Source organism: Nocardioides sp. Z30_9, assembly GCF_058215735.1.
Genome location: NZ_JBZAJF010000002.1, coordinates 255,144 through 278,314, shown reverse-complemented (window position 1 = coordinate 278,314; position 23,171 = coordinate 255,144). Strand labels below are relative to the sequence as shown.

24 protein-coding genes are annotated in these 23,171 nt (G+C 70.5%); 13 read left to right on the top strand and 11 right to left on the bottom strand.

Annotated elements, in window-relative coordinates; genetic code table 11:
• The first annotated feature begins 137 nt into the window (after positions 1 to 137).
• The 7 genes from AC4BGB_RS12035 to AC4BGB_RS12005 all read left to right on the top strand — a co-directional run bounded on the left by AC4BGB_RS12035 (position 138) and on the right by AC4BGB_RS12005 (position 7,204).
• Positions 138 to 2,222, top strand: a complete 2,085-nt coding sequence (locus AC4BGB_RS12035) for a protein kinase family protein (RefSeq protein ID WP_490547095.1) — start codon at positions 138 to 140, stop codon at positions 2,220 to 2,222.
• Positions 2,219 to 2,932, top strand: a complete 714-nt coding sequence (sigM, locus tag AC4BGB_RS12030; protein ID WP_490547094.1) for an RNA polymerase sigma factor SigM — start codon at positions 2,219 to 2,221, stop codon at positions 2,930 to 2,932. Before AC4BGB_RS12035 ends, sigM begins: the two co-directional genes overlap by 4 nt.
• Positions 2,922 to 3,629, top strand: coding sequence for a hypothetical protein (locus AC4BGB_RS12025; RefSeq protein ID WP_490547093.1), 708 nt, complete (start codon positions 2,922 to 2,924; stop codon positions 3,627 to 3,629). Before sigM ends, AC4BGB_RS12025 begins: the two co-directional genes overlap by 11 nt.
• A gap of 48 nt (positions 3,630 to 3,677) precedes the next feature.
• Complete coding sequence (locus AC4BGB_RS12020; RefSeq protein ID WP_490547092.1) at positions 3,678 to 4,487, top strand: transglutaminase-like domain-containing protein; 810 nt, start codon at positions 3,678 to 3,680, stop codon at positions 4,485 to 4,487.
• Positions 4,488 to 4,595: 108 nt separating this feature from the next.
• Positions 4,596 to 5,585 carry a thioredoxin-disulfide reductase gene (gene trxB, locus AC4BGB_RS12015; protein ID WP_490547091.1) on the top strand — a complete coding sequence of 330 codons (990 nt, stop codon included), beginning with the start codon at positions 4,596 to 4,598 and terminating at the stop codon, positions 5,583 to 5,585.
• 105 nt (positions 5,586 to 5,690) lie between these two features.
• Positions 5,691 to 6,017, top strand: a complete 327-nt coding sequence (gene trxA, locus AC4BGB_RS12010; RefSeq protein WP_490547090.1) for a thioredoxin — start codon at positions 5,691 to 5,693, stop codon at positions 6,015 to 6,017.
• A gap of 14 nt (positions 6,018 to 6,031) precedes the next feature.
• The gene (locus tag AC4BGB_RS12005; protein WP_490547089.1) at positions 6,032 to 7,204 is read left to right on the top strand and encodes an N-acetylmuramoyl-L-alanine amidase; all 1,173 of its coding nucleotides are present in this window, start codon (positions 6,032 to 6,034) and stop codon (positions 7,202 to 7,204) included.
• 23 nt (positions 7,205 to 7,227) lie between these two features.
• Here the strand turns inward: AC4BGB_RS12005 and AC4BGB_RS12000 are convergent, their stop codons facing one another.
• Together AC4BGB_RS12000 and AC4BGB_RS11995 are read right to left on the bottom strand one after the other, a co-directional pair.
• On the bottom strand, positions 7,228 to 7,860 hold the full coding sequence (locus AC4BGB_RS12000) for a GNAT family N-acetyltransferase (RefSeq protein WP_490547088.1): 633 nt from the start codon (positions 7,858 to 7,860) through the stop codon (positions 7,228 to 7,230).
• 132 nt (positions 7,861 to 7,992) lie between these two features.
• On the bottom strand, positions 7,993 to 9,210 hold the full coding sequence (locus AC4BGB_RS11995; RefSeq protein ID WP_490547087.1) for a pyridoxal phosphate-dependent aminotransferase: 1,218 nt from the start codon (positions 9,208 to 9,210) through the stop codon (positions 7,993 to 7,995).
• Positions 9,211 to 9,375: 165 nt separating this feature from the next.
• Between AC4BGB_RS11995 and AC4BGB_RS11990 the strand changes: the two genes are divergently transcribed.
• Positions 9,376 to 10,176, top strand: coding sequence for a lysophospholipid acyltransferase family protein (locus tag AC4BGB_RS11990; RefSeq protein WP_490547086.1), 801 nt, complete (start codon positions 9,376 to 9,378; stop codon positions 10,174 to 10,176).
• A 269-nt stretch (positions 10,177 to 10,445) separates the two neighbouring features.
• On the opposite strand, the gene AC4BGB_RS11985 is transcribed toward AC4BGB_RS11990, so the two are convergent.
• From AC4BGB_RS11985 to rpmH, 8 genes are all read right to left on the bottom strand, one after another.
• Positions 10,446 to 11,579, bottom strand: a complete 1,134-nt coding sequence (locus tag AC4BGB_RS11985; protein WP_490547085.1) for a ParB/RepB/Spo0J family partition protein — start codon at positions 11,577 to 11,579, stop codon at positions 10,446 to 10,448.
• A complete protein-coding gene (locus AC4BGB_RS11980; RefSeq protein WP_490547084.1) occupies positions 11,576 to 12,592 on the bottom strand; it encodes a ParA family protein in 1,017 nt (338 codons plus the stop codon). The genes AC4BGB_RS11985 and AC4BGB_RS11980 overlap by 4 nt, the downstream gene beginning before the upstream one ends.
• 231 nt (positions 12,593 to 12,823) lie before the next feature.
• Positions 12,824 to 13,486 carry a 16S rRNA (guanine(527)-N(7))-methyltransferase RsmG gene (gene rsmG / locus AC4BGB_RS11975; protein ID WP_490547083.1) on the bottom strand — a complete coding sequence of 221 codons (663 nt, stop codon included), beginning with the start codon at positions 13,484 to 13,486 and terminating at the stop codon, positions 12,824 to 12,826.
• Between the two features lie 48 nt (positions 13,487 to 13,534).
• The gene (locus tag AC4BGB_RS11970) at positions 13,535 to 14,146 is read right to left on the bottom strand and encodes a Jag family protein (protein ID WP_490548434.1); all 612 of its coding nucleotides are present in this window, start codon (positions 14,144 to 14,146) and stop codon (positions 13,535 to 13,537) included.
• A gap of 8 nt (positions 14,147 to 14,154) precedes the next feature.
• A complete protein-coding gene (gene yidC / locus AC4BGB_RS11965; RefSeq protein WP_490548433.1) occupies positions 14,155 to 15,171 on the bottom strand; it encodes a membrane protein insertase YidC in 1,017 nt (338 codons plus the stop codon).
• Positions 15,172 to 15,208: 37 nt separating this feature from the next.
• On the bottom strand, positions 15,209 to 15,448 hold the full coding sequence (gene yidD, locus AC4BGB_RS11960) for a membrane protein insertion efficiency factor YidD (RefSeq protein ID WP_490547082.1): 240 nt from the start codon (positions 15,446 to 15,448) through the stop codon (positions 15,209 to 15,211).
• Positions 15,445 to 15,849 carry a ribonuclease P protein component gene (gene rnpA / locus AC4BGB_RS11955; RefSeq protein WP_490547081.1) on the bottom strand — a complete coding sequence of 135 codons (405 nt, stop codon included), beginning with the start codon at positions 15,847 to 15,849 and terminating at the stop codon, positions 15,445 to 15,447. The genes yidD and rnpA overlap by 4 nt, the downstream gene beginning before the upstream one ends.
• Positions 15,850 to 15,866: 17 nt before the next feature.
• Entirely contained in the window at positions 15,867 to 16,004 is a 138-nt protein-coding gene (rpmH, locus tag AC4BGB_RS11950; RefSeq protein WP_490547080.1) for a 50S ribosomal protein L34, read from the bottom strand.
• Between the two features lie 603 nt (positions 16,005 to 16,607).
• Between rpmH and dnaA the strand changes: the two genes are divergently transcribed.
• From dnaA to AC4BGB_RS11925, 5 genes are all read left to right on the top strand, one after another.
• The gene (gene dnaA / locus AC4BGB_RS11945) at positions 16,608 to 18,179 is read left to right on the top strand and encodes a chromosomal replication initiator protein DnaA (RefSeq protein ID WP_490547078.1); all 1,572 of its coding nucleotides are present in this window, start codon (positions 16,608 to 16,610) and stop codon (positions 18,177 to 18,179) included.
• Positions 18,180 to 18,667: 488 nt separating this feature from the next.
• Positions 18,668 to 19,831: a DNA polymerase III subunit beta gene (dnaN, locus tag AC4BGB_RS11940; RefSeq protein WP_490547077.1), complete on the top strand. Its 1,164-nt coding sequence runs from the start codon at positions 18,668 to 18,670 to the stop codon at positions 19,829 to 19,831.
• Between the two features lie 49 nt (positions 19,832 to 19,880).
• Positions 19,881 to 20,849 carry a phosphogluconate dehydrogenase (NAD(+)-dependent, decarboxylating) gene (gene gnd / locus AC4BGB_RS11935; RefSeq protein WP_490547076.1) on the top strand — a complete coding sequence of 323 codons (969 nt, stop codon included), beginning with the start codon at positions 19,881 to 19,883 and terminating at the stop codon, positions 20,847 to 20,849.
• A gap of 13 nt (positions 20,850 to 20,862) precedes the next feature.
• A complete protein-coding gene (recF, locus tag AC4BGB_RS11930; RefSeq protein WP_490547075.1) occupies positions 20,863 to 22,089 on the top strand; it encodes a DNA replication/repair protein RecF in 1,227 nt (408 codons plus the stop codon).
• Positions 22,082 to 22,666 carry a DciA family protein gene (locus AC4BGB_RS11925; RefSeq protein WP_490547074.1) on the top strand — a complete coding sequence of 195 codons (585 nt, stop codon included), beginning with the start codon at positions 22,082 to 22,084 and terminating at the stop codon, positions 22,664 to 22,666. The genes recF and AC4BGB_RS11925 overlap by 8 nt, the downstream gene beginning before the upstream one ends.
• Here the strand turns inward: AC4BGB_RS11925 and AC4BGB_RS11920 are convergent.
• The gene (locus tag AC4BGB_RS11920) at positions 22,657 to 23,061 is read right to left on the bottom strand and encodes a DUF1330 domain-containing protein (RefSeq protein ID WP_490547073.1); all 405 of its coding nucleotides are present in this window, start codon (positions 23,059 to 23,061) and stop codon (positions 22,657 to 22,659) included. The two genes, AC4BGB_RS11925 and AC4BGB_RS11920, sit on opposite strands and share 10 nt — an antisense overlap.
• Positions 23,062 to 23,171: the final 110 nt, after the last annotated feature.

The window sequence follows — 23,171 nt, the reverse complement described above, 5'->3', positions numbered from 1 at the left end:
CGATGGAGGTCGACGAGCTCTCGGGGACTCGGGCGCGGGGCCACAGGTGCACAGGGGCACAGGGGTCCCGGGCGCACTCGGGCGCGGGTCGGAAATCACCCTGCGAGAGGATGGGCGAGACGTGGGAGGGGGATGTCGTGAGTAGCGGTGCGATCTGCCACGGAACCGTCCTCGCCGGCCGCTACCGCCTCGAGGACCTGCTCGCGGAGCGCGAGGGCGCCTGGTTCTGGCGGGCCACCGACACCATCCTGGCCCGCAGCGTCGCCGTGCACGCGGTCCTCAGCGGGGATCCCCGCGCCGCCGGCATGCTCGAGGCCGCCAGGATCTCCGCCACGATCACCGACCCCCATCTGCTGCGGGTGCTCGACTGCGACGACGAGAACGGCATCGCCTGGGTGGTCAACGAGTGGGGCGACGGCATCTCGCTGGACCTGATGCTCCAGCAGGGCACGCTCCCGCCCGCACGCGCTGCCTGGCTCACCCGCGAGGTGGCCGAGGCGATCGCCGCCGGACACGCCCAGGGCGTGGCCCACGGACGGCTGAACCCCGAGGCCGTCCTGGTCACCCACGCCGGCGCCGTCAAGCTGATCGGGTACGTCGTCGACGCCAGCCTGCAGACCCCCGGACCGATCGACCCGCTCTACGGCGACCTCGACGCCCGCGAGGCCGACGTGATCAACCTGGCCGGGATCCTCTACGCGTCGCTGACCGGCCGCTGGCCGGGGGTGGCGCGCTCCTCGGTCCCCCCGGCGCCACGGGAGTCCCGCCGGCCGCTGCGACCCCGCCAGGTCCGGGCGGGCATACCCCGCACCCTCGACGCCATCTGCGACCGCGTGCTGCACAAGGAGGGCGCCCAGCACTCGCTGCCGATCGAGACGGCCCACGAGGTCGCCGCCGCCCTGGCCGACTACGTCGGCGACCCTGCCCTGGTGGCCCCGGTCGACGCGACCGCGATGCACGCCGAGCCTCCCGCCCCCGCGGCCCCTGAGGTCCCGCCCCTGCCCGACTCCGGGCCGGAGGAGACGCAGGCGATCCGCGCCACCCCGGCCGGCCCTGCCGCAGAGGCCACGGCTGCTGCCGAGGCCACCCAGGCGATCCCCAGGCCAACTCCCGAGCCCAGCCCCGAGCCCGGCCCCACCGGCGCCTGGAGGACCCCGGACGGAGCGAGCACCCCGGCGCCGAGTCCGTCCACGGACCCGGACGCCACCCAGATCTTCACCGGCTCGGCGAGCGGCGCGGACTCGCCGCCCCGGGTGCGCGCCGACTGGAACGCCCCCCTCCCACCCTTCCCGGAGCTGCCCGAGCGTCCCCTCTTCGCGGACACCGAGCGCAAGGTGCCCGCAGCGACCCTCCGGGCGGAGGAGGAAGCCGCCCGGCGCCGGGCCCAGGAGGCCGCCGCCGGCTGGGGTGCCACCACCGGCTCCACGTCGACGGGTTCGCACTCCACGACCGGCGCGCACGCCACCACCACGGGTCGGTCCTCGGGCCCACGGCTCCCCGACTCGACCACCGGGTCCCGGGACCTCGTGCACGACACCCCACCGGGAGGTCCACCGCCCGGGTTCTGGCCCTTCGACATGGCCGAGGAACAGCACGACGGGGGCACCGGCAAGGAGGGCCGCGGCTGGCTGCGGACCGCCGTCGTCGTCGGCGTACTCCTGCTGCTCGTGGTGGGGGCCGCCATCGTGATCAACAGCAACCGCCAGCCCGACACCCCCCGCTCCGGCTCCGAGGACTCCCCCAGCGCCACGGCCCGCGCGACGGGAGCGCAGCTGAAGCTGGCCGGGGTGCGCGACTTCGACCCGGCCGGCGACCCCGCGGAGGAGAACCCCGAGTCGGCCCCGAACGCCATCGACGGCGACCCCGCCACCTCCTGGCAGACGATGACCTACCGGGGAGACCCCGCGCTGGGTGGGCTCAAGCCCGGCGTCGGCCTGATCGTCGACCTCGGCGCCGACCGGACGGCACGCTCGGTCAGCGTGCAGCTCAAGGGCGAGCCCACCTCCTTCGAGGTGTACGCCGCTCCCGCCGGCGTCACCGAGTCGCCGGCGAGCGTCGACCAGTTCGACAAGGTCGCCGAGCTCGCGGACGCCTCGACGCGCGCGACCGTGCAGCTCGACCCCGCCCCGAAGACCCGCTACCTGCTCGTCTGGCTGACCAGGCTGCCCGCGGTGGACGGCGGCTTCCGCGGCGAGATCACTGACATCTCGGTCAGGTCGTGAAGCCGGACCTCGGCCCGGGGCGCGACGACGCCGCCCTGGTCGAGGCGCACCTCGCCGGGGACCCCGACGCCTTCGGTGAGCTGTTCGCACGCCACCGCGACCGGTTGTGGGCGGTGGCCCTGCGCACGACCGGCAACGCCGAGGACGCCGCCGACGCCCTCCAGGACGCCCTGGTCTCGGCGTTCCGGCGAGCAGGGTCCTTCCGGGGGGAGGCCGCGGTGACGACCTGGCTGCACCGGATCGTGGTCAACGCGTGCCTGGACCGGCATCGCCGGGCCAAGGTGCGCGCCGCCGACCCGCTCCCCGACGACCTCGAGGAGCACGCCGCGCGCGGACAGGTCCTCGTCGGCAGCGACCCGGACGCCGGACCTGAGGCGCTGGCGCTGGCCGGGGACCGGCGTCACCGGGTGCTCGCTGCGCTCGCCGAGCTCCCGGTCGAGCAGCGGGCGGCGCTGGTGCTGGTCGACATGGAGGGGTACCCGGTCCAGGAGGCGGCACAGATCCTGGAGGTGCCGGCCGGGACCGTGAAGAGCAGGTGCGCCCGGGGACGGGCCCGGCTCGCGGTGCTCCTGGCCGACCTGGACGAGCCACCCGCGGCCGCACCGGCGTCCGCACCGGGGCCCGATGCGGCCCCGCAGGGAACCCCGGGCCCCCGCAGCACGTCCCATCGAGGAGACCCACCGAAGGAGGTGAGCGGACATGAGCGATGACCAGGAGGCGGACGCCCGCATCCGTGCCCTGCTCGCCGACCTCGGATCCGGGCCTGAGGGCGAGTCGATGCCCCCTGAGGTGGCCGCCCGGCTCGACGAGACCCTGGCCCGGCTCGTGGCCGAGCGCGAGGCGGACGGTGCCGACGTCGTACCCCTGCGCCGGCGCCGGAGATGGCCGGCTGCCGCTGCTGCTGCCGCCGCGGCCGTGATCGTGGTCGGGGTCGGGGGCGCGGTCGTCTCCGGCACCGACCTCTTCGGCACCGACACCCTGAGCTCCGCCGACGGTGGAGCCGCGTCGAAGACCGACGAGCGCGCCCAGGACAGCGCGTCCGCGTCCGCGGAGCTGCCCCGGCTCAGCTCCGCCTCGTTCACCGCCGACGTCGAGGAGCTGCTCGGCAGCGACCCCGGAGTCGGCAAGGGAGCCACCTCCGACACCCCCGACCCGGGGACCCGTGAGTTCGGGGGGACCGACTCGCAGTCGCCGGACCCGCAGCAGGGCGATGCCTGCCGCGGGCCCAGGACCAGCGCGGGAGCGGTCACCCGCCAGGTTGTCTACGACGGTCGCCCCGCGGTGCTCGTCGTACACGCCGAGGAGCTTCCCGCGCGTGGACGCGCCTCCGGCTGGCTGGTGGAGGCCTGGGACTGCGCGGGCACCCGCAGGCTCGACCAGACGACCCTGGCCGCGACGCCTCGCTAGTTGCGAGACACGTGCGCCCACTCCCCCGTGGTGCGCAAGACTGCACCCATGAGCGCCCCCCGCACCCGTTCCGTCGCCTGCCAGGTCGAGCTCGACGTGCGCGAGGAGGCGGAGCTGGTGTGGTCGGTCGCGGTCGCCGAGGGACCCGAGCTCGCCTCGGAGTCGCTCACCGTCACCGTGGACGGCCGGCGCCTCGACGTGCGGGAGCAGCGGGTCTCCGACGGGGGCCGGCTGCACCTCTGCACCGCCCCTCCCGGCCGGCTGGCGCTCTCCTACGACGCGGAGGTCTCCGGCCTCGCCGCACCGCCGGCGGTCGACCCCGTCGACGACATCGTCTACCGCCGTCCCAGCCGCTACGCCGAGTCCGACGAGCTCGGGCCCACCGCCTGGGGCGAGTTCTCCTCCTTCGAGGGCAAGGAGCTGCTCGACGCCGTCAGCTCGTGGGTGGGCACCCAGCTCTACTACGTCAGCGGCACCAGCCGCCCCACCGACGGCGCCACCCAGACCCTGCTGCTGCGCCAGGGCGTGTGCCGTGACTTCGCGCACCTCGTGATCGCGCTGCTGCGCGCCAGGAACGTCCCTGCCCGCCTGGTCGCGGTCTACGCACCCGGGCTCTCCCCGATGGACTTCCACGCGGTCGTCGAGGCGGCCATCGACGGCCAGTGGCGGGTCGTCGACGCCACCACCCTCGCGCCCCGCGAGACGCTGGTACGGATCGCCACCGGTCGCGACGCCTCGGACACCGCGTTCCTGACCGTGCAGTCGGGGCGCGCGGACCTGGTCTCGGTCAACGTCCAGGCCACCGCCGTACCGGACCTGCCCCGCGACGACCTCACCCGCCTCGTCTCCCTCTCCTGACCCTCTCCCGACTCAAGGGGGGCGGCGTCGGCCGTGCCTACGGAATGCGGGGTGCCTAGGATCTGTTCTCCAGAGGTCCGACCCAGCCAGACCAGCGCAGGAGCAGTAGTGACCGAACAGACCAGCTCAACCCGCCAGGTGATCATCGTCGGCTCCGGCCCCGCGGGCTACACGGCAGCCGTGTACGCCGCCCGGGCCAGCCTCGAGCCCCTGGTCTTCGAGGGCTCGGTCACCGCCGGTGGCGCGTTGATGAACACCACCGAGGTGGAGAACTTCCCCGGATTCCGCGACGGCATCCAGGGCCCGGCCCTGATGGACGAGATGCGGGCCCAGGCCGAGCGTTTCGGTGCCGAGCTCGTCTCCGACGACGTGATCGAGATGGACCTGACCGGCGAGATCAAGACGGTCACCACCGCCGAGGGCACCTTCTCCGCACGCAGCATCATCCTCGCGACCGGCTCCGGCTACCGGAAGCTCGGCCTGCCCGACGAGGACCGCCTGTCGGGCCACGGCGTCAGCTGGTGTGCCACCTGCGACGGGTTCTTCTTCCGTGAGCAGCACATCGCCGTCGTGGGTGGAGGCGACTCCGCGATCGAGGAGGCGACCTTCCTGTCCCGCTTCGGGTCCAAGGTCACCCTGATCCACCGCCGCGGCGAGCTGCGCGCCTCCAAGATCATGCAGGAGCGCGCGTACGCCGACCCCAAGATCGAGTTCGCCTGGAACTCCGAGGTCGCCGAGATCCACGGCGAGGACAAGCTGACCGGCCTGACGCTGCGCGACACCGTGACCGGGGAGACCCGCGAGCTCGACGCGACCGGGCTGTTCGTGGCGATCGGCCACGACCCCCGCTCGGAGCTGCTGCACGGACAGGTCCGCCTCGACGAGGAGGGCTACGTGCTCGTCGACGCGCCCTCCACCCGCACCAACCTGCCCGGCGTGTTCGCGTGCGGCGACCTGGTCGACCACCACTACCGCCAGGCGATCACCGCGGCCGGCACCGGTTGCTCCGCGGCTCTCGATGCCGAGCGCTACCTCGCCGACCTCGACTTCGCGCTGACCACCCCGGCCGGCGCGGCCACGGTCGGCGCCAGCGCCTGACCCCTCACCGGCGCGTCAGCGCGTCGGTGCGCGGGGAAGAAAACCCGGCGCGAGGATGTTCCACCACCGCACGACGAACAGACGTCAACACAACGAGGAGCTCAGATGTCCAACCTGCAGGCCGTCACCGACGCCAACTTCGAGGCCGAGGTCCTGAAGTCCGACAAGCCCGTGCTGGTGGACTTCTGGGCGGAGTGGTGCGGCCCGTGCCGCCAGGTCGGACCCATCCTCGACGAGCTCGCCGGCGAGCACGGCGACAAGCTCACCTTCGTGAAGATGAACGTCGACGAGAACCCGGTCACCCCCTCGACGTACCGCGTCAACGGCATCCCCACGCTCAACGTCTACAAGGGTGGCGAGGTCGTCAAGCAGATCGTCGGCGCCAAGCCCAAGGCTGCGCTGCTCAAGGACCTCGCCGACTTCATCGGCTGATCCTCGCGGCTGCATTGAACGTCGTCGTCAGGCGCGGGGACTCCGGCCCCGCCGTCGCCCAGATCGTCGGTCTCCTCGAGCGGATCGGCCTTCTGGGCCCTGACGACGCCTCGGGTGCTGACCCCGACCGGGGATCCGGCTTCGGGTTGGACCGCACCTTCGACGAGCACGTCGAGCTCGCCGTGCGCAGCTTCCAGCAGCAGCGCGGCCTCAGCGTCGACGGCGTCGTCGGTCCGATCACCTTCCGACGCCTCGCAGAGGCCCGCTGGCGGCTCGGCGACCGGATCCTGACCCATCTGCCCGGCGACCTGATCGCCGGCGACGACGTCTACGCCCTGCAGCGCCGGCTGCTCGACCTGGGCTTCCGCGTGGGGCGCGTCGACGGATACTTCGGACCCGACACCGAGGCCGGTGTCCGCGAGTTCCAGCGCAACTTCGGCATCCCCCCGGACGGCACCTGCGGTCCGGCCACGCTCAAGGCGCTCGCCCAGCTCCGGCCGATGGTCGAGGGTGGGGCCCCGAACCGGCTGCGGGCCCAGGAGCGGATCCGGGAGGCCGGCCCCCACCTCGGCGGCAGGATCGTGGTGATCGACGTCGGGCGGGGCTACAACCTGCCTGCGGACCTCGCCGAGCGCTCCGACGCGATCCTGCACGACCTCGCCCAGCGCGTGGAGGGCCGCCTGGTCGCCATCGGCGTGCAGGCCTTCCTGACCACGCCGCGGTGGGCAGCACCCGGCGAGGAGGCCGAGCGCGCCGCCTTCGCCAACCGGGCCGGCGCCGACCTGTTCCTCTCCCTGGCCCTGGACTCCTCCACCAACCCCTCCGCGTGCGGCGTCTCCAGCTACTTCTTCGGCGACACCGACCGGGCGACGTGGTCCTCGGACGGGGAGCGGTTCGCGGGGCTGGTCCAGCGCGAGATCGTCGCGCGCAGCGACCTCGTCGACCTGCGCTGCCACCCCAAGACGTGGGACGTGCTGCGCCGCACCCGGATGCCCGCCGTACGCCTCGACGCCGGCTACCTGACCAACGCCGGGGACGCCGAGCGCCTGGCCGACCCCGCCTTCCGCGACCTGCTCGCCGGGGCGATCGTGGTCGCCGTGCAGCGCTTCCACCTCACCCCCGAGGTCGACACCGCCACCGGGGTGCTGCGGGTCAGCGAGATCCGCGGGAGCTTCCCCACCGCCTGAGCCCGACCGCGCCGCAGGTCGCTTTAGGATCGCGAGGTGGGATCGGGTGTGCGGCCGTGCACCGGCAGCTGCACCGGGGCCAGGAACCGCTCCAGGGTGCGCTCGAGCTCCTCGCGGAGCGACAGCGTGGTGCGCAGGTCCATCCGCATCCGCGGGTTGACCGCGTGCGCCCGCAGCGTGGAGAACCCCACGGCCAGCAGGAAGTCGGCCGGTACGACGCAGCTGCCGCCGCGCGCGCGGGTCTCCCCGAACGCCTCGACCGCCTTGATCCCCCCGCGCTTCACGAGCTCCTTGGCCATCCCCTGCACGAGCATCCGTCCCAGTCCCCCGCCGCGGTGCAACGGGTCGACGTGGGCCGTGGCCAGCACCACTGCGTCGGTGCTCACCGGCGAGGTCGGGAAGCTCAGCGCCGCGGGCACATGGGCCGGCGGCGCCCAGATGATGTGCCCGACGACCTCGCCGTCGACCACGGCCACCTGTCCGCACGAGCCCCAGTCGCGCAGCAGCTCGGAGACCCAGGCGGCCTTCTCCTCCGCCTCGTGCCCGGCCACCGTGGCCCGGCGTACGGGATCGAGCTCCCAGAACACGCACAAACCGCAGCGTCCCGGGAGCTGCTGGAGGTGATCCAGCGTCAACCGCTCGACCCTGCGCGACATGGACCCATGGTAGGTCCGGGTGCGTGGGCCGGTGGGGTGCCGCAGGCCCACAAATGTTGGTTCGTGACGTCGGATCGGCCCGACTCGACGTCGCGATCCCACATTTGTGGAGTTGGGGGGACGCCCTCGCCCTCAGACGCGCTGGGTGGCCAGGAAGTCCGAGATCCGACCGATCGCCTCGGTGAGGGTGTCGAGGTCGGGCAGCGTCACCAGCCGGAAGTGGTCGGGCTCGAACCAGTTGAAGCCGGTTCCGTGCGTGACCAGGATCTTCTTGGCGCGGAGCAGGTCGATCACGAACTGCTCGTCGTCCTTGATCGGGTAGACCTCGGGGTCCAGGCGCGGGAAGCAGTACAGCGCACCACGCGGCTCCACGCAGCTGACGCCGGGGATCTCGTTGAGCAGGCGTGAGGCCGTCTTGCTCTGCTCGTAGAACCGGCCGCCGGGGTGGATGTACTCGGTGATCGACTGGTAGCCGCCCAGTGCGGTCTGGATGGCGTGCTGCGCGGGCACGTTGGGGCACATCCGCATGTTCGCGAGCAGGGTCAGGCCCTCCAGGAAGTCCTCCGCGAGGTGGCGGGGCCCGGAGATCATCACCCAGCCGGCGCGGTAGCCGCAGACCCGGTAGGCCTTGGAGAGCCCGCTGAAGGTCAGGCAGAGCACGTCGTCACCGACGTACGACGCCGTGTGGTGGTGCACCGCGTCGTCGAACAGGATCTTCTCGTAGATCTCGTCGCTGAAGATCACCAGCTCGTGCCGCCGGGCGATGTCGACCAGGCCCTTGACGGTGTCCTCGCTGTAGACGGCCCCGGTGGGGTTGTTCGGGTTGATGATCACCAGGCCCTTGGTGTTCTCGGTGATCTTCGACTCCACGTCGGCCAGGTCGGGGTCCCAGCCGTTCTCCTCGTCGCAGCGGTAGTGCACCGGCGTGCCCCCGGACAGGTGCACCGCCCCGGTCCACAGCGGGTAGTCCGGTGCCGGCACGAGGATCTCGTTGCCGTCGTCGAGGTAGGCCTGGAGGACCATCGAGATCAGCTCGGAGACCCCGTTGCCGATGAAGACGTCCTCCACACTGGTCTCGGTGAGCCCGTGGGACTGGTAGTACTGCGCGACCGCGGTCCGCGCCGAGTAGATGCCGCGGGAGTCGGAGTAGCCCTGCGCCTCGGGCAGGTTGTGCACGATGTCGGCCACGATCGCCTCGGGGGCCTCGAAGCCGAACGGAGCCGGGTTGCCGATGTTGAGCTTGAGGATCTTGTGACCCTCGGCCTCGAGCCGCTGGGCCTCGACGAGGATGGGTCCGCGGACGTCGTACCGGACATGTTGGAGCTTGCGGCTCTGGACAATCGGGCGCATGCGGACAGTCTCGCAGAGCCGTCACCGGTCCGTGTGACCACTGGCCGGGGTGGCTGCCCCGTCCTTGAACGGATCCGGGCAGGTGGGGGACCCGGCCCGCGTGGCACCATCGGGCGCACGACCCCGCCATCGACGGCACCGCCCGACCATCTCCAGAGGACCCACATGCGCGACATCACCTACCCGCCGATCATCGCGACCTGCAAGGTCCTGTTCCGCGTCCTGGGTCTCAGGTTCCAGATGAGCGGCACCGAGCACGTCCCGCGCACCGGTGGGGCGCTGCTGGCGTTCAACCACGTCTCCTACATCGACTTCATTCTCGGTGGGCTCGCCGCGGTGCCCTCCAACCGCCTGGTGCGGTTCATGGCCAAGCGTGAGGTCTTCGACCACTCCATCGGGGGCCCGGTGATGCGCTCGATGCACCACATCTCCGTGGACCGCGGTGACGGGGCCGCGTCGATGGACGAGGCGCTGCGCTACCTCGAGGCCGGTGAGGTGGTGGGGATCTTCCCCGAGGCGACCATCTCGCGCTCTTTCGAGGTCAAGGAGCTCAAGTCCGGCGCCACCCGGATCGCCGCGCAGGCCGGGGTGCCGCTGATCCCGGTGGCGCTGTGGGGCACCCAGCGCCTGATGACCAAGGACCACCCGCGCGACTTCTCCCGGGGCAAGACCATCGGCATCCGCGTGGGGGAGCCGATGTACCCCACCGGCCAGGACCCGGTGAAGGAGACCCTCGAGCTGCACAGCCGGCTCTCCGACCTCGTGGCCGAGGCCGTGGACGCCTACCCCGCGGACGAGCAGCCCCCCGGCTCCTGGTGGCTCCCGGCCGCGCGGGGCGGCTCCGCGCCCACCCCGGAGCGCGCCGCCGAGCTCGACGCCGAGGAGAAGGCCGCCCGCGCCCGCCGCCGTGCCGAGCGCGCGCAGCAGGGCCCGGTCGAGCAGGACAATGACCCGGCTGTCGGCTGATCAGCCCGAGTTGGGCTCAGGCGCACTGCTGCCCGCAATTGCTGGGAAAAGTCATCTTGTGCGGTCCGACGACTGTCATTCGCCAGCAAATGCGGGGGTCGTGTCGTCAGTACGGCGCTTCAGCGACACCACGCTAGAAGGACAAAGCACCAAACCGTCAAACCGATAAAAGACTTTGTCGACTTATCGGCCTACCGGCGTCTGGCCGACGGTCTGATCCCAGCAATTGCTCGATCCGTGTACGCCAATGTCGACAAAGCGATGAACCGCTAGATCGGCCTGTCGTTACGGTTGCGGGGGTCGATCACGCTGACGATGCGCTCCAGGTCGCTCAGCGAGGCGAACTCGATGGAGATCCGACCCTTGTTGCGGCCCAGGGCGAGCTTGACCCGGGTGTCGAGGCGGTCGCTGAGCCGGTCGCCCAGCTCGGCGAGGCCAGGAGCACTCGGCCGGGGGGCGCGGACGCGGGGGCCCTCGTCCTCGGCGCCGACCTCGCCCACCGCGACGAGCTCCTCGAGGCTACGAACCGAGATGCCCTCGGAGACGACCCGGCCGGCGAGCCGGTCCTGGGAGGCCGGGTCGCTGACCGCGAGCAGTGCCCGGGCGTGCCCGGCGCTGAGCACGCCGGCGGCCACGCGACGCTGGACCGCAGGTGAGAGGTTGAGCAGGCGCAGGGTGTTGCTGATCTGGGGCCGGCTGCGCCCGATCCGGGAGGCGAGCTCGTCGTGGGTGCACCCGAAGTCGTCGAGCAGCTGCCGGTAGGCGGCCGCCTCCTCCAGCGGGTTCAGCTCGGAGCGGTGCAGGTTCTCCAGGAGCGCGTCGCGCAGCATGTCGTCGTCGCCGGTCTGGCGCACGATGGCCGGAATCGTGTCCAGGCCGGCCTCCTGCGTCGCCCGCCAGCGCCGCTCGCCCATGATCAGCTCGTAGGCAGCGTCCCCGGAGCCGCTGGGAGCACCAGTACGGCGCACCACCACCGGCTGGAGCAGCCCGACCTCCTTGATCGAGTGCACCAGCTCGGCCATCGCGGCCTCGTCGAAGTCCCGACGCGGCTGCCGGGCGTTGGGCGTGATCGCGACTACGGGCAGCTCGGCGAAGTAGGCCCCGGCGACCTCGGCCGGGGAAGTGACAGCGTCGGCCGAGGACTGCGCCACGGCACCTGAGACCGCATTCGAGCCTGGATCGGCGTTCGGTGGCGTGAAGACGGGAGCAGAGCCCTCGTTCGACGTGGGCGAGGAGGGCTGCGGCGCGGTGGGAGTGCCGACGTGGCCGCCAGGTTGCTCCGTGCGTACGCCGGAACGCGCCATCTCGTCCTCGCGCGCACCGGGCTGCGCCGGCGGCCCGGTCGGGATCAGGGACCCCAGCCCACGACCAAGTCCTCGGCGTGGCACAGGCTTGTTGCTCATCGGTCTCCTCTGGGATCCGTGGTGGCGGGGTCCGGCTGTGGCTGGTCGGTGCTCGCGCTGACCGTGACCGGGACGCCCCCGTTGATCACGCCCCGGTGAGCGAGCTCGCGAGCAGCCTCGCGGTAGCTCAGCGCCCCGGGTGAGGCGGGGTCGTAGGTCATCACGCTCTGCGCGTAGCTCGGAGCCTCCGAGACCCGCACCGAGCGGGGGATCGCGGTCTTCAGGACCTGTCCTCCGAAGTGCTCGCGCACCTCCGCGGCCACGCTGGCCGCCAGGTTGGTCCGCGAGTCGTACATCGTGATCAGGATGGTGCTCACCCACAGGTCCTGGTTGAGGTGCGTACGCACCATCTCCACGGTCTCCAGGAGCTGGCCGAGCCCCTCGAGGGCGTAGTACTCCGCCTGGATCGGGATCAGCATCTCTGCGCCGGCCACCAACGCGTTCAGCGTGAGCAGCCCCAGCGAGGGCGGGCAGTCGATCAGCACGTAGTCGAACCGGTCGGCCCCGCCGCCGTTGACCAGGGGGTGCGCCGCGATCGCCTTGCGGAGGCGCGTCTCGCGGGCGACCACGCTGACCAGCTCGATCTCCGCGCCAGCCAGGTCGATCGTGGCCGGCACCACGAAGAGGTTCGCGATGTCGAGGTGCGGCTGGACGACGTCCGCGAGCGCGACGCCGTCCACGAGGACGTCGTAGGAGGACAGTACGCCGCGGTGGTGCGCGACATCGAGGGCCGTGGAGGCGTTCCCCTGCGGATCCAGGTCGATCACCAGGACCCGGAGACCCTGCTGCGCCAGTCCGGCCGCGAGGTTGACCGCGGTGGTGGTCTTGCCGACACCACCCTTCTGGTTCGCGACCACCATCACCCGGGTGTGGTCCGGACGCGGGAGGGGATCACTGGCTCGCCGACCCTGGCGCACCAGGATCTGCTGCTCCACCGCGCTCGCCATCGGCGTGGAGGCGTCGAAGGTCGTCCGGCCCCCTGGGGAGTCCGCGAGATCACCAGCGGTACGCACCCCCGATGCCCGAATTGACCCAACTGCTGAGTCAGCCTGATTCACTGCGTCATCCCCTAGCTCTGTTTCACGTGAAACAGGGGTCACCTGTGGATAACCCCCTTCTGTCTGTGGATTCGCACGCTCAAGCATGGGCAACCCACCGGTGGATAACTTCACTGGGTGCGCCAGTCCATAACCGCAAAACAACCGTGGGGCACGCGACGAAGGCAGTGTGTGCGAGCTGACGCATCACTTTTCACCTGATTTCACGATCCGCACCACTGTGACCGGGGGATCGACCCACTCCGCACCCACAGTGATGATCTCCGGGTCGACTCCGCCGGCACGGCGGACCTCGGCTGAGGCACCGGCGAGCTCGTCGGCAGCCGTGGCCCCCTTCATCGCCAGGAAGCGTCCGCCGGGTCGCACCAACGGGAGGGACCACTGGGACAGCCGGTCCAGGGGGGCTACGGCTCGAGAGGTGACCACGTCGAACCTCCCATCCCGATCAGCTGCGCGGTGCAAGTCCTGGGCGCGTCCCCGATGGACGCGCACATTGGACAGTCCCATTGTGGACACAGCGAAGTCCAGAAACGTGGTCCGACGCAGCAAAGGCTCCACCAAAGTGACCTGGAGGTCTGGGCGGCGGATCGCCAGCACGATCCCGGGCAGGCCGGCACCGCTCCCGATGTCGGCGACGGAGCTGTCCGGCGGCATCAGGTCGGTGATCACGGCGCAGTTCAGCAGATGCCGCTCCCACAGCCGGGGGACCTCACGGGGGCCGATCAGCCCGCGCACCGTCGCTTCGGTGGCGAGCAGGTCCGCGAACTGCTCCGCTAGGGGAAGGGTGCGCGAAAACACCCCCTGCGCACTCGAGGGCGCAGGGGGTGCAGCCGCAGGCTGGTCATCCATGGGTTTCACGTGAAACGTGGCCGTGGAACACCGGTCACCCGACCGGTGTCACGAGGGCAGCACGACGACGTAGCGACGCGGCTCGGCCCCCTCCGACTCAGACTTCAAGCCGGCAGCAGCAACGACGTCGTGCACGACCTTGCGCTCGAACGGGGACATCGGCTCCAGGGTGGCGCGCTCGCCGGACTCCTTCACCTGAGCGATGATCTCGCCGGCCTGCTTCTCCAGGTCGGTACGGCGGGCCGCACGGTGGCCGCTGATGTCGAGCATCAACCGGGACCGTTCACCGGTCTCGCGGTAGACGGCAAGGCGAGTCAGCTCCTGCAGCGCCTCGAGCACCTCGCCCTGGTCACCCACGAGCTGGGGCAGGTTGGCGCCGACGATGGACACGGTGGCGCGGTCGCCCTCCACGTCCATGTCCAGGTCGCCGTCGAGGTCGGTGATCTCGAGCAGCTCCTCGAGGTAGTCGGCGGCGATGTCGCCCTCCTGCTCGAGGCGTTCACGCCGGCCCGGCCGGGTGGGCTCGTTACTGTCGTCGCTGTCGCCCTCGGTGTCCACGTCCTCGGTCACCGCAGCAGCAGCCGACTCCTCGGGGGCCGACTCGGGGGTGTTCTCGGCGTCGGCCTCGGCCTGGGATCCGGCCTCGATGGTCTCGTTCACGGGTTCACTCACTTGTCTTCTCCCTGATCGCTCGGGGGATCGGTCTGCTGTGCAGTGGTGGGTTCTACAGGCTTGGAGGTGTTGCCAGTGGGGCCGCCGGGGCGTCCCTGCTTCTTGCGCTGCTCACGGGTCAGCTTCTTCGGCTGCTGGCGCTGGGCCGGCTTCGGGGCCTCGGGCTCGGCCTCGATCGTGGTTCCCGCCGCGGCCTCGGTGGCCGGCAGGCCCTTGCGCTTGCGCTTCTCCTCGTCGCGGAGCTGCTTGGCCTTGAACGCCTCGGTGTTCGGAGCGGGGTTGTTCCGGATCACGTAGAACTGCTGGCCCATGGTCCACAGGTTCGAGGTGGTCCAGTAGAAGAGGACACCGATCGGGAAGGCGATGCCGCCGACGGCGAAGACCACGGGGAGCACGTAGAGCAGCATCTTCTGCTGCTGGGCGTAGGGACCGGTGAGGGCGTCGGCCGGCATGTTCTTGCTCATCAGCTGGCGCTGGGTCAGGAACGTGGTCGCGGTCATCGCGAGCACCAGGACCGCGGCGAGCACGCGTACGCCGGTGGAGTCGGTGCTCATGAACGTGTCGGAGATCTTCGCGCCGAGGAAGACGGCGTCACCGAACTGCTCGTTGAGCGAGACGGTCATCAGGCCGCGGACGGTGTCGGGGTCCTTCGCGGCCTGGTCGATCAGGCGGAACAGTGCCAGGAAGATCGGCATCTGGATGATCAGCGGAAGGCACGAGGAGAGCGGGTTGGTCTTGGTCTCCCGGTAGAGGTTCATCGTCTCCTGGGCGAGACGCTCCCGGTCGTGGCCGTACTTCTTCTGCAGCTCCTTGACCTTGGGCTGCAGCAGCTGCATGTTGCGGCTGGACTTGATCTGCTTGACGAACAGCGGGATCAGCAGGGCGCGGATCACGATGGTGAGCCCGATGATCGAGAGCACCCAGGCAATGCCCGAGGCCTCACCGAACAGGGACCCCCACACCTGGTGCCAGCCCAGCAGCACCGCGCTGATCACGAAGTACAGCGGCGTCATGATGAAGCCGCCGAGATCCTTGAAGAAGGACAACAAGTCAGACTCCTCGAGTCAGCTTTTGATGATGTGGAGGAACTGGGTCATATCCACCCAGCGCCCAGGGATGACACCGCGCGACCCGGCGTACGGCGAGCCAGCTGCCCTTGATGCTGCCGTGCTGGGTGATGGCCTCGAGCGCGTACGCCGAACACGTCGGGTGATAGCGGCACACCTGCCCGTACAGCGGGCTGATGGCGAACCGATATACGCGAAGAAGCCAGATCAGCAGGAACTTCACCGGACCCCCTCCACATGCGCCGAAGAATCTGCTGTCACGCCCACCTTGGCGAGACACCGGTCCAGCTCACGCTCGAGCTCGTCGTAGGACGCGTCCGCTGCCGCCGGGAGGGCACGGACCACGAGCATCCCACGCCGGGGAAGCGCGCCGATGCGCTCCCGCGCCAGGTGACGCAACCGGCGCTTGACCAGGTTGCGCACCACGGCGGGTCCCACGGCCTTGGAGACCACGAAACCCACCCGCGGGCTGTTGGTCACGCCCGCATGGGCAGGTTCTCGGGCAGGCTCGACCGCGGGCGCGCGGAGGTGGACCACCATCAGTGGACCACCACAGCGCCGGCCGCGGCGCACGACCTCGCGAAAGTGGAGCGGCGAGGTCAGGCGATTGCTGGGAGAAAGCACACCCGGCTGCTCACGCCTCAGACAGCGAGGCGGTCGCGGCCCTTCCGGCGACGGGCGGCGAGCACGGCGCGGCCGGCGCGCGTACGCATCCGGAGGCGGAACCCATGGGTCTTGTGCCGACGACGGTTGTTCGGCTGGAACGTGCGCTTGCTCAACTTACTCACTCCACTCAGGGGGGGTTGCTGACAGTCCGGTCACCGGTATTGCGCGTGCGAGATCGATCGCCAGTTGCAGGTCAACTGGCACCGCTCACCCATGCGAGATCGGAACTGTCATGGACATGCGGCACCGGTCGACGCCGGTTCAGACCTGCCAACGGTACGTGCCGCGCGGCAGGGGGGTCAATTCGGCCGCTGTGTGACGGTGAACCTCCGCGAGCCGGACATGCCACACCCTTGGGGTGCCCGGGTTTACTTCCACACGCAGCACCCTGGGGATAACTGGGCCAATGCCTGTGGACAACGGTTGATCCACAGCCGTCACGGTTGTTAGCGTCAGCCTTCCAGCAGGCCCCAGCACACCAGTCGGCCCGGTCCCGAAACAGGCGGTCGGACGACCCAGGGTGACGGCGTGTGGCGGGCGTTCTCCCGCTGCGACAGCGCCGGAGCACGCAGCAGGACACAGTCGGGAACACCAACGCAGGAATCTCAGAACAGGACATCCTGCGTTATCGCACAACCTGTGGACAAAGGTGTGGAGTCAGTGATTTCACCGGCGCTGCACCGCGGCACAGCCATAGAAGGGGAGCGCTACGGGGCGTGGATGGAACACACAACACCAGCAACAACCAGGCGAGTGACCTCGAGGCGCTCTGGCCCGGGATCGTGGACAGCCTTCCGCCGAACCAGCGGGTGTGGCTGACCTCCAGCAAGCCGCTGATGCTCGCCGAGAGCACCGCCGTGGTGGCCGTCCCCAACGAGTTCACCCGCAACCAGCTCGAAGGGCGCCTGCGCACCCGGATCGAGGACACGCTCACCGACCGCCTCGGCAAGCCGATCCGGCTCGCGGTCAGCGTGGACCCCGCCCTGGAGCCCGACGAGTCGCAGGCATCCCCGGTGGCACCCCCCGAGCCGACGCACTTCGGAGACCATCTCGGCGACCAGGGCGCCGGACGCGGTGCCGGCACCTTCTCCACGCCCGGGTCCTCCCCGCCCAACCAGGGGGCCTCGCTCGCGGCGTCCCCGAGCCTGCCCGTGTTCCACCCCCAGGACCTCCGTCCCATCCGTGCGACCACACATCGACAAAGTGATTTGTCGACACGGGCCAGCGCATCGCTGACCACGGGCATCCCGGACAGCCCGCTGAACCCGCGGTACTCCTTCGAGACCTTCGTGATCGGGTCCTCCAACCGGTTCGCCCACGCCGCCGCGGTCGCGGTCGCCGAGGCGCCCGGCAAGGCGTACAACCCGCTCCTGGTCTACGGCGACTCCGGGCTGGGCAAGACCCACCTGCTGCACGCGATCGGCCACTACGTCCGCAACCTGTGGACCGGCGCCAAGATCCGCTACGTCTCGTCCGAAGCGTTCACCAACGACGTGATCAACGCCATCAAGGACGCCAACACCGCCGCGCTGCAGCGCCGCTACCGCGATGTCGACGTGCTCCTGGTCGACGACATCCAGTTCCTCGAGGGCAAGCAGCAGACCCAGGAGGAGTTCTTCCACACGTTCAACACCCTGCACAACGCCAACAAGCAGATCGTGATCAGCTCCGACCGTCCGCCCAAGCGGCTCACCCAGCTCGAGGACCGGCTCCGCAACCGGTTCGAGTGGGGCCTGCTCACCGACGTACAGCCGCCCGACCTCGAGACGCGGATCGCGATCCTGCGCAAGAAGGCGGCCGCCGACCGGCTCTCGGCCCCGGCGGACGTGCTGGAGTTCATCGCATCGCGGATCCAGACCAACATCCGCGAGCTCGAAGGCGCCCTGATCCGGGTCACCGCGTTCGCGAGCATCAACCAGCAGGAGGTCGACATGACCCTTGCCGAGATCGTGCTCAAGGACCTGATCCCCGAAGGTGGCGAGCCCGAGGTCACCGCCGGGCTGATCATCGCCCAGACCGCGTCGTACTTCGGGTTCTCGATCGAGGACCTGTGCGGTCCCAGCCGCACGCGCGCGCTGGTGACGGCTCGCCAGATCGCGATGTACCTGTGCCGGGAGCTCACCGAGCTCTCGCTGCCGAAGATCGGCCAGCAGTTCGGCGGCCGCGACCACACCACGGTGATGAACGCCGACCGCCGGATCCGCAAGGACCTCGCCGAGCGTCGCAACGTCTTCCACCAGGTCACCGAGCTCACCACCCGCGTCAAGCAGCAGGCCAAGCAGAGTTGAGCCTCCCGACCCGGGTCGCCCGGCCCTGTTCCGAGGCGATCCGGGTGAGCGTGAACTACAACGTTGCAAGATGTGGTTCCAGCGGGCAATTTCGGTGGACTGGCCCGGTACGACGTGTGGACAGCCGGTGCTCGCAACCCACAGGGACTCTCCCGAACCACAGGAACTTGTGGTTTCGACGGGCGCCGTCCACAGGCCGGGTCGCACAACTTGTACGCGCTGACCTGCACGAACCCGGGTTGTCCACAGAATCCACCGCACCTACTACTACTGCTGAATTCCCAATTGATTCCTCGCCGCGCAACAACCGGGGACACGTGAGCCTGTGGAGGAAGCGGGCCGTGGCAGGATGCTCCTCCCGGCACTTAGCGAGGCTCCAGCGCACCCGAGTGGTGCGCAGCAACGTGCCGAACACAGTTTTCGCGTAGTTTTCTGCGTAGTCGCTGGGGACCCCCACAGCTGATGCACCTGATCGAGAGGAACCATCCGTGAAGTTCCGCGTAGAACGCGACGTTCTCGCTGACGCCGTCGCCTGGACGGCACGCGCGCTCCCGATCCGCCCGAGTGCCCCCGTGCTCGCCGGCCTGCTGATCGAGGCCGGGACCTTCGAGGGTGCTGACGGCCTCCAGCTGTCCACGTTCGACTACGAGACCTCCGCGCGGGCGACGCTGAACGCCGACGTCACCGACGAGGGCCGCGCCCTGGTCTCCGGGCGCCTGCTCGCCGACATCTGCCGCAGCCTGCCCAACAAGCCGGTCGAGATGAGCATCGAGGGCTCGAAGGTGACCCTGACCTGCGGTTCTGCCCGGTTCAGCCTGCAGACGATGCCGGTGGAGGACTACCCGACGCTGCCGCAGATGCCCGAGGCCCGGGGCACGGTGAGCAGCTCGGTGTTCGCCAACGCCGTCTCCCAGGCGGTCACCGCGGCCGGCCGCGACGACATGCTGCCGGTGCTGACCGGTGTCCGGATCGAGCTCGACGGAGACTCGATCGCGATGCTGGCCACCGACCGGTTCCGGCTCTCCCAACGTGAGCTGACCTGGTCCCCGTCGGCCCCCGACATCGACTCCGCCGCGCTGGTGCCGGCGAAGGTCCTGGCCGACACCGCCAAGGCCCTGGTCGGAGGCAGCGAGATCTCGATCGCGCTCTCCAACGGTTCGGGCGGCGGCGCCGGCGAGGGGATCATCGGTTTCGAGGGCTCGGCCGGCGGCGGCATCCGTCGTACGACGACCCGGTTGCTCGACGGCGACTTCCCCAAGGTCCGCTCGCTGTTCCCCAGCGAGCACCTGACCGTCGCCCGGGTCGACAAGGCCAGCCTGATCGACTCGGTCAAGCGCGTCTCGCTCGTCGCCGAGCGCAACACCGCCGTCCAGCTCGCCTTCTCCGACGGCGTGCTGACCCTGGACGCGGGCTCGGGCGAGGAGGCGATGGCCAGCGAGTCGCTGGAGGCGCACGTGACCGGTGAGGACATCACGACCGGGTTCAACCCGGCGTACCTCCTCGACGGCCTCACCGCCATCGAGTCGCCGTTCGTGGAGCTGGCGTTCACGCAGGCCTCCAAGCCGGTCGTACTCTCGGGGGTGGGATCCCTCGAGGGCGAGGCCGAGACCGACTTCCGCTACCTGCTGATGCCGCGCCGCCTGCTGTCCTGACCCACATTCCAAGCTGCTCGTTGGACAGCGCAGTCCGACCCCTTGCACGATGAGACCTCCCGTTTCGGAAAGGTTCACGCACATGGACATCGGACTCGTCGGACTGGGGAAGATGGGCGCGAACATGCGCACCCGGATGCGCAAGGCCGGCCTCACGGTGGTCGGTTTCGACCGGAACCCCGAGGTCAGCGACGTGTCCAGCCTCGAGGAGATGGTCGAGCAGCTGCCCAGCCCCAAGGTCGTGTGGGTGATGGTTCCCTCCGGTGAACCGACCCGGGAGACGATCGCCGCGCTCGGTGAGCTGCTCTCGGAGGGCGACCTGGTCGTCGACGGGGGCAACTCCCGGTGGACCGACGACGAGGTGAACGCGGCCGCGCTCGGTGAGAAGGGTGTCGGCTTCGTCGACTGCGGCGTCTCCGGCGGCGTGTGGGGCCTGGAGAACGGCTACGCGCTGATGTGCGGCGGGTCCGAGGAGGACGTCGCCAAGGTCCAACCGGCCTTCGACGCGCTGCGCCCCGAGGGCGAGGCGGGGTTCGTCCACGCCGGCACCAAGCCGGGCGCGGGGCACTTCGCCAAGATGGTCCACAACGGCATCGAGTACGCCATGATGCAGGCCTACGCCGAGGGCTGGGAGCTGCTCCAGGCCGTCGACGTGGTCGACAACGTCACCGACGTCTTCGACTCCTGGCGCGAGGGCACCGTGATCCGGTCCTGGCTGCTCGACCTGCTGGTCGCCGCGGTCAAGGACGACGCCCACCTCGACAAGGTCCGCGGGTACGCCGAGGACTCCGGCGAGGGCCGGTGGACGGTCGAGGCCGCGATCGACAACGCCGTACCCATGCACGTGATCGCCGCCTCGCTGTTCGCCCGGTTCAGCTCGCGCCAGGACGACAGCCCCGCGATGAAGGCGGTGGCGGCGATGCGGAACCAGTTCGGCGGCCACGCCGTGCAGGCCGGCGGTCCGCCGACCACCAAGGACGTCGACTCCCCGGCCGACAAGCCCACCCGCGACAAGTAGTCGAGAGTTTCGTTTGTACGTCGCCCACCTCTCCCTGCACGACTTCCGCTCCTACCCGGTCCTCGAGGTCGAGCTGGAGCCCGGCGTCACCTCGTTCGTCGGCCGCAACGGCCAGGGCAAGACCAACATCGTCGAGGCGATCGACTACCTCTCCCGGCTGAGCTCCCACCGGGTGGCCTCGGACCTGCCGCTGGTCCGCCGCGGAGCGGCCAACGCCGTGGTGCGCGCTGCCGTCGTACGCGACGACCGCCGGGCCGTGCTGGAGGTCGAGATCAACCCCGGCAAGTCCAACCGGGCCCGGGTGAACCGCGCCCAGCTGCCCCGAGCGCGCGAGCTGCTCGGGCTGGTGCGCAGCGTCGTCTTCGCCCCCGACGACCTGGCGCTGGTCAAGGGCGACCCCACCGAGCGGCGCCGGTTCGTCGACGACCTGCTGGTGCTGCACCAGGGCGCGAGGTACGCCGGCACCCGGGCCGACTACGACCGGGTGCTCAAGCAGCGCAACACCCTGCTGAAGACCGCCCGCCTGCGCGGCCCCGGCTCGGAGTCGGCGCTGACCACCCTCGAGGTGTGGGACGCCAACCTCGCCCGCCTGGGCGCGGAGATCATGGCCTCGCGCGGGCGGGTGATCGAGGAGCTGAGCCCCCTGCTCGGCAAGGCCTACGAGGCGGTGGCCCGCGGGGCCACCCGCGACGACGCCGTGCTCAGCTACAAGCCCAGCTTCGACCCCGTGGTGGTCGAGCCGCCAACGGTGGTCGAGCCTCCAACGGGGGTTGAGCCTGTCGAAACCACCGATGCCGCCCATGGGGTCGAGCCTGTCGAGACCGCCCCCCAATACACCGTGGCCAGCCTGGAGCAGGCGATGCTCGCCGAGATCGCCCGGCGCCGCCGCGACGAGCTCGAGCGCGGGGTGTCCCTGGTGGGGCCGCACCGTGACGACCTGCTCTGCTCCCTGGGCGAATTCCCGGTCAAGGGGTACGCGAGCCACGGGGAGTCGTGGTCGTTCGCGCTGGCGATGCGGCTGGCCTCCTACGAGCTGCTGCGCAGCACCGGCGACGACCCGGTGCTGATCCTCGACGACGTCTTCGCCGAGCTGGACAGCGGTCGCCGGGCCCAGTTGGCCGAGCTGGTCTCCGGCGCGGAGCAGGTGCTGGTCACCGCGGCGGTCCCCGACGACATCCCCGAGGGGCTGCGCGGCCGGCGCTTCAACGTGGCCGCCGGCCAGGTGACCCCCGTTGGCTGACGAGGACGAAGGCTCGGCCCCCGAACAGCCGCAGGATCCCGCTGCCGGGCCGGTCGAGGAGCCGCACGACGACGCCGGCCTGGACCTGGCCCGCCAGATCGCCCGTGGGCTGGCCGGGAAGACCCCGAAGAAGTCGTCGCGCCCCGCGCCGGCACGCACCGACGCCGCCCGGCGGTGGCGCACCGAGCGCGAGGGGCGCTCCAGCGGCTCGCACCCCGACGACCGCGATCCCCAGACGATGGACTCGACCCTGGGGCGCTTCGTCAGCGAGCAGGGCTGGGAGACCGAGCTGCGGGTGCACGGCGTCTTCTCCCGCTGGGAGGCGATCGTGGGCCGCGAGGTCGCCCAGCACGTGAAGCCCGAGTCGTACGCCGACGGGCGGCTCGTCGTACGCACCGACTCCACGGCGTGGGCGACCCAGATGAAGCTGCTCGCCCCCGACGTCGTACGCCGGCTCAACGAGGTGCTCGGGCAGGAGACGGTGCAGGTGATCGACATCGAGGGACCCCGCGGACCGTCGTGGAAGAAGGGCCGGCTCCGGGTCAAGGGCCGCGGCCCGCGCGACACCTACGGCTGAGCCTGGCTCCCGGCAGCGGAGAGCATGTCCACCGCGCGGTAGCCGGCGGGCACCCCCTCGACGATCGCGGCGACCGACTCCGAGTTCCTCGTGCGCAGCGGCAGGATCTCCTGGTAGCCGGGCGACTCGTACCAACCGGTCGCCGAGGCCACGTCGGGGAAGACGATCACCACCAGACGCCCGTCGAGGCTCCCCTCGACGGCGATCAGCTCGCCGCCGTGCACCAGGAACCGGCCGCCGAACGGCGCCAGCGTCTCGTCGATGCGCTGCAGGTAGTCCACGATCTCCTCGGCGAAGTTCACCTCGCGCAGATAGGCGATCGCGTAGGCGGGCCTGGTCGTGTCGGGGCTGGTGGTGTCGGGGCGGGTCGTGGGGCTCCGGTCCTGGGTGGTCACGGGAGGCTCCTCGTCGTCGTGCGACCGCCGGAGTGCGGTCGACCTGATGTCCACGTTGCCCTCACCCGCGCTCGGCGTCGACTACCTCGCAGGTAGTCGTGACGCTTCCC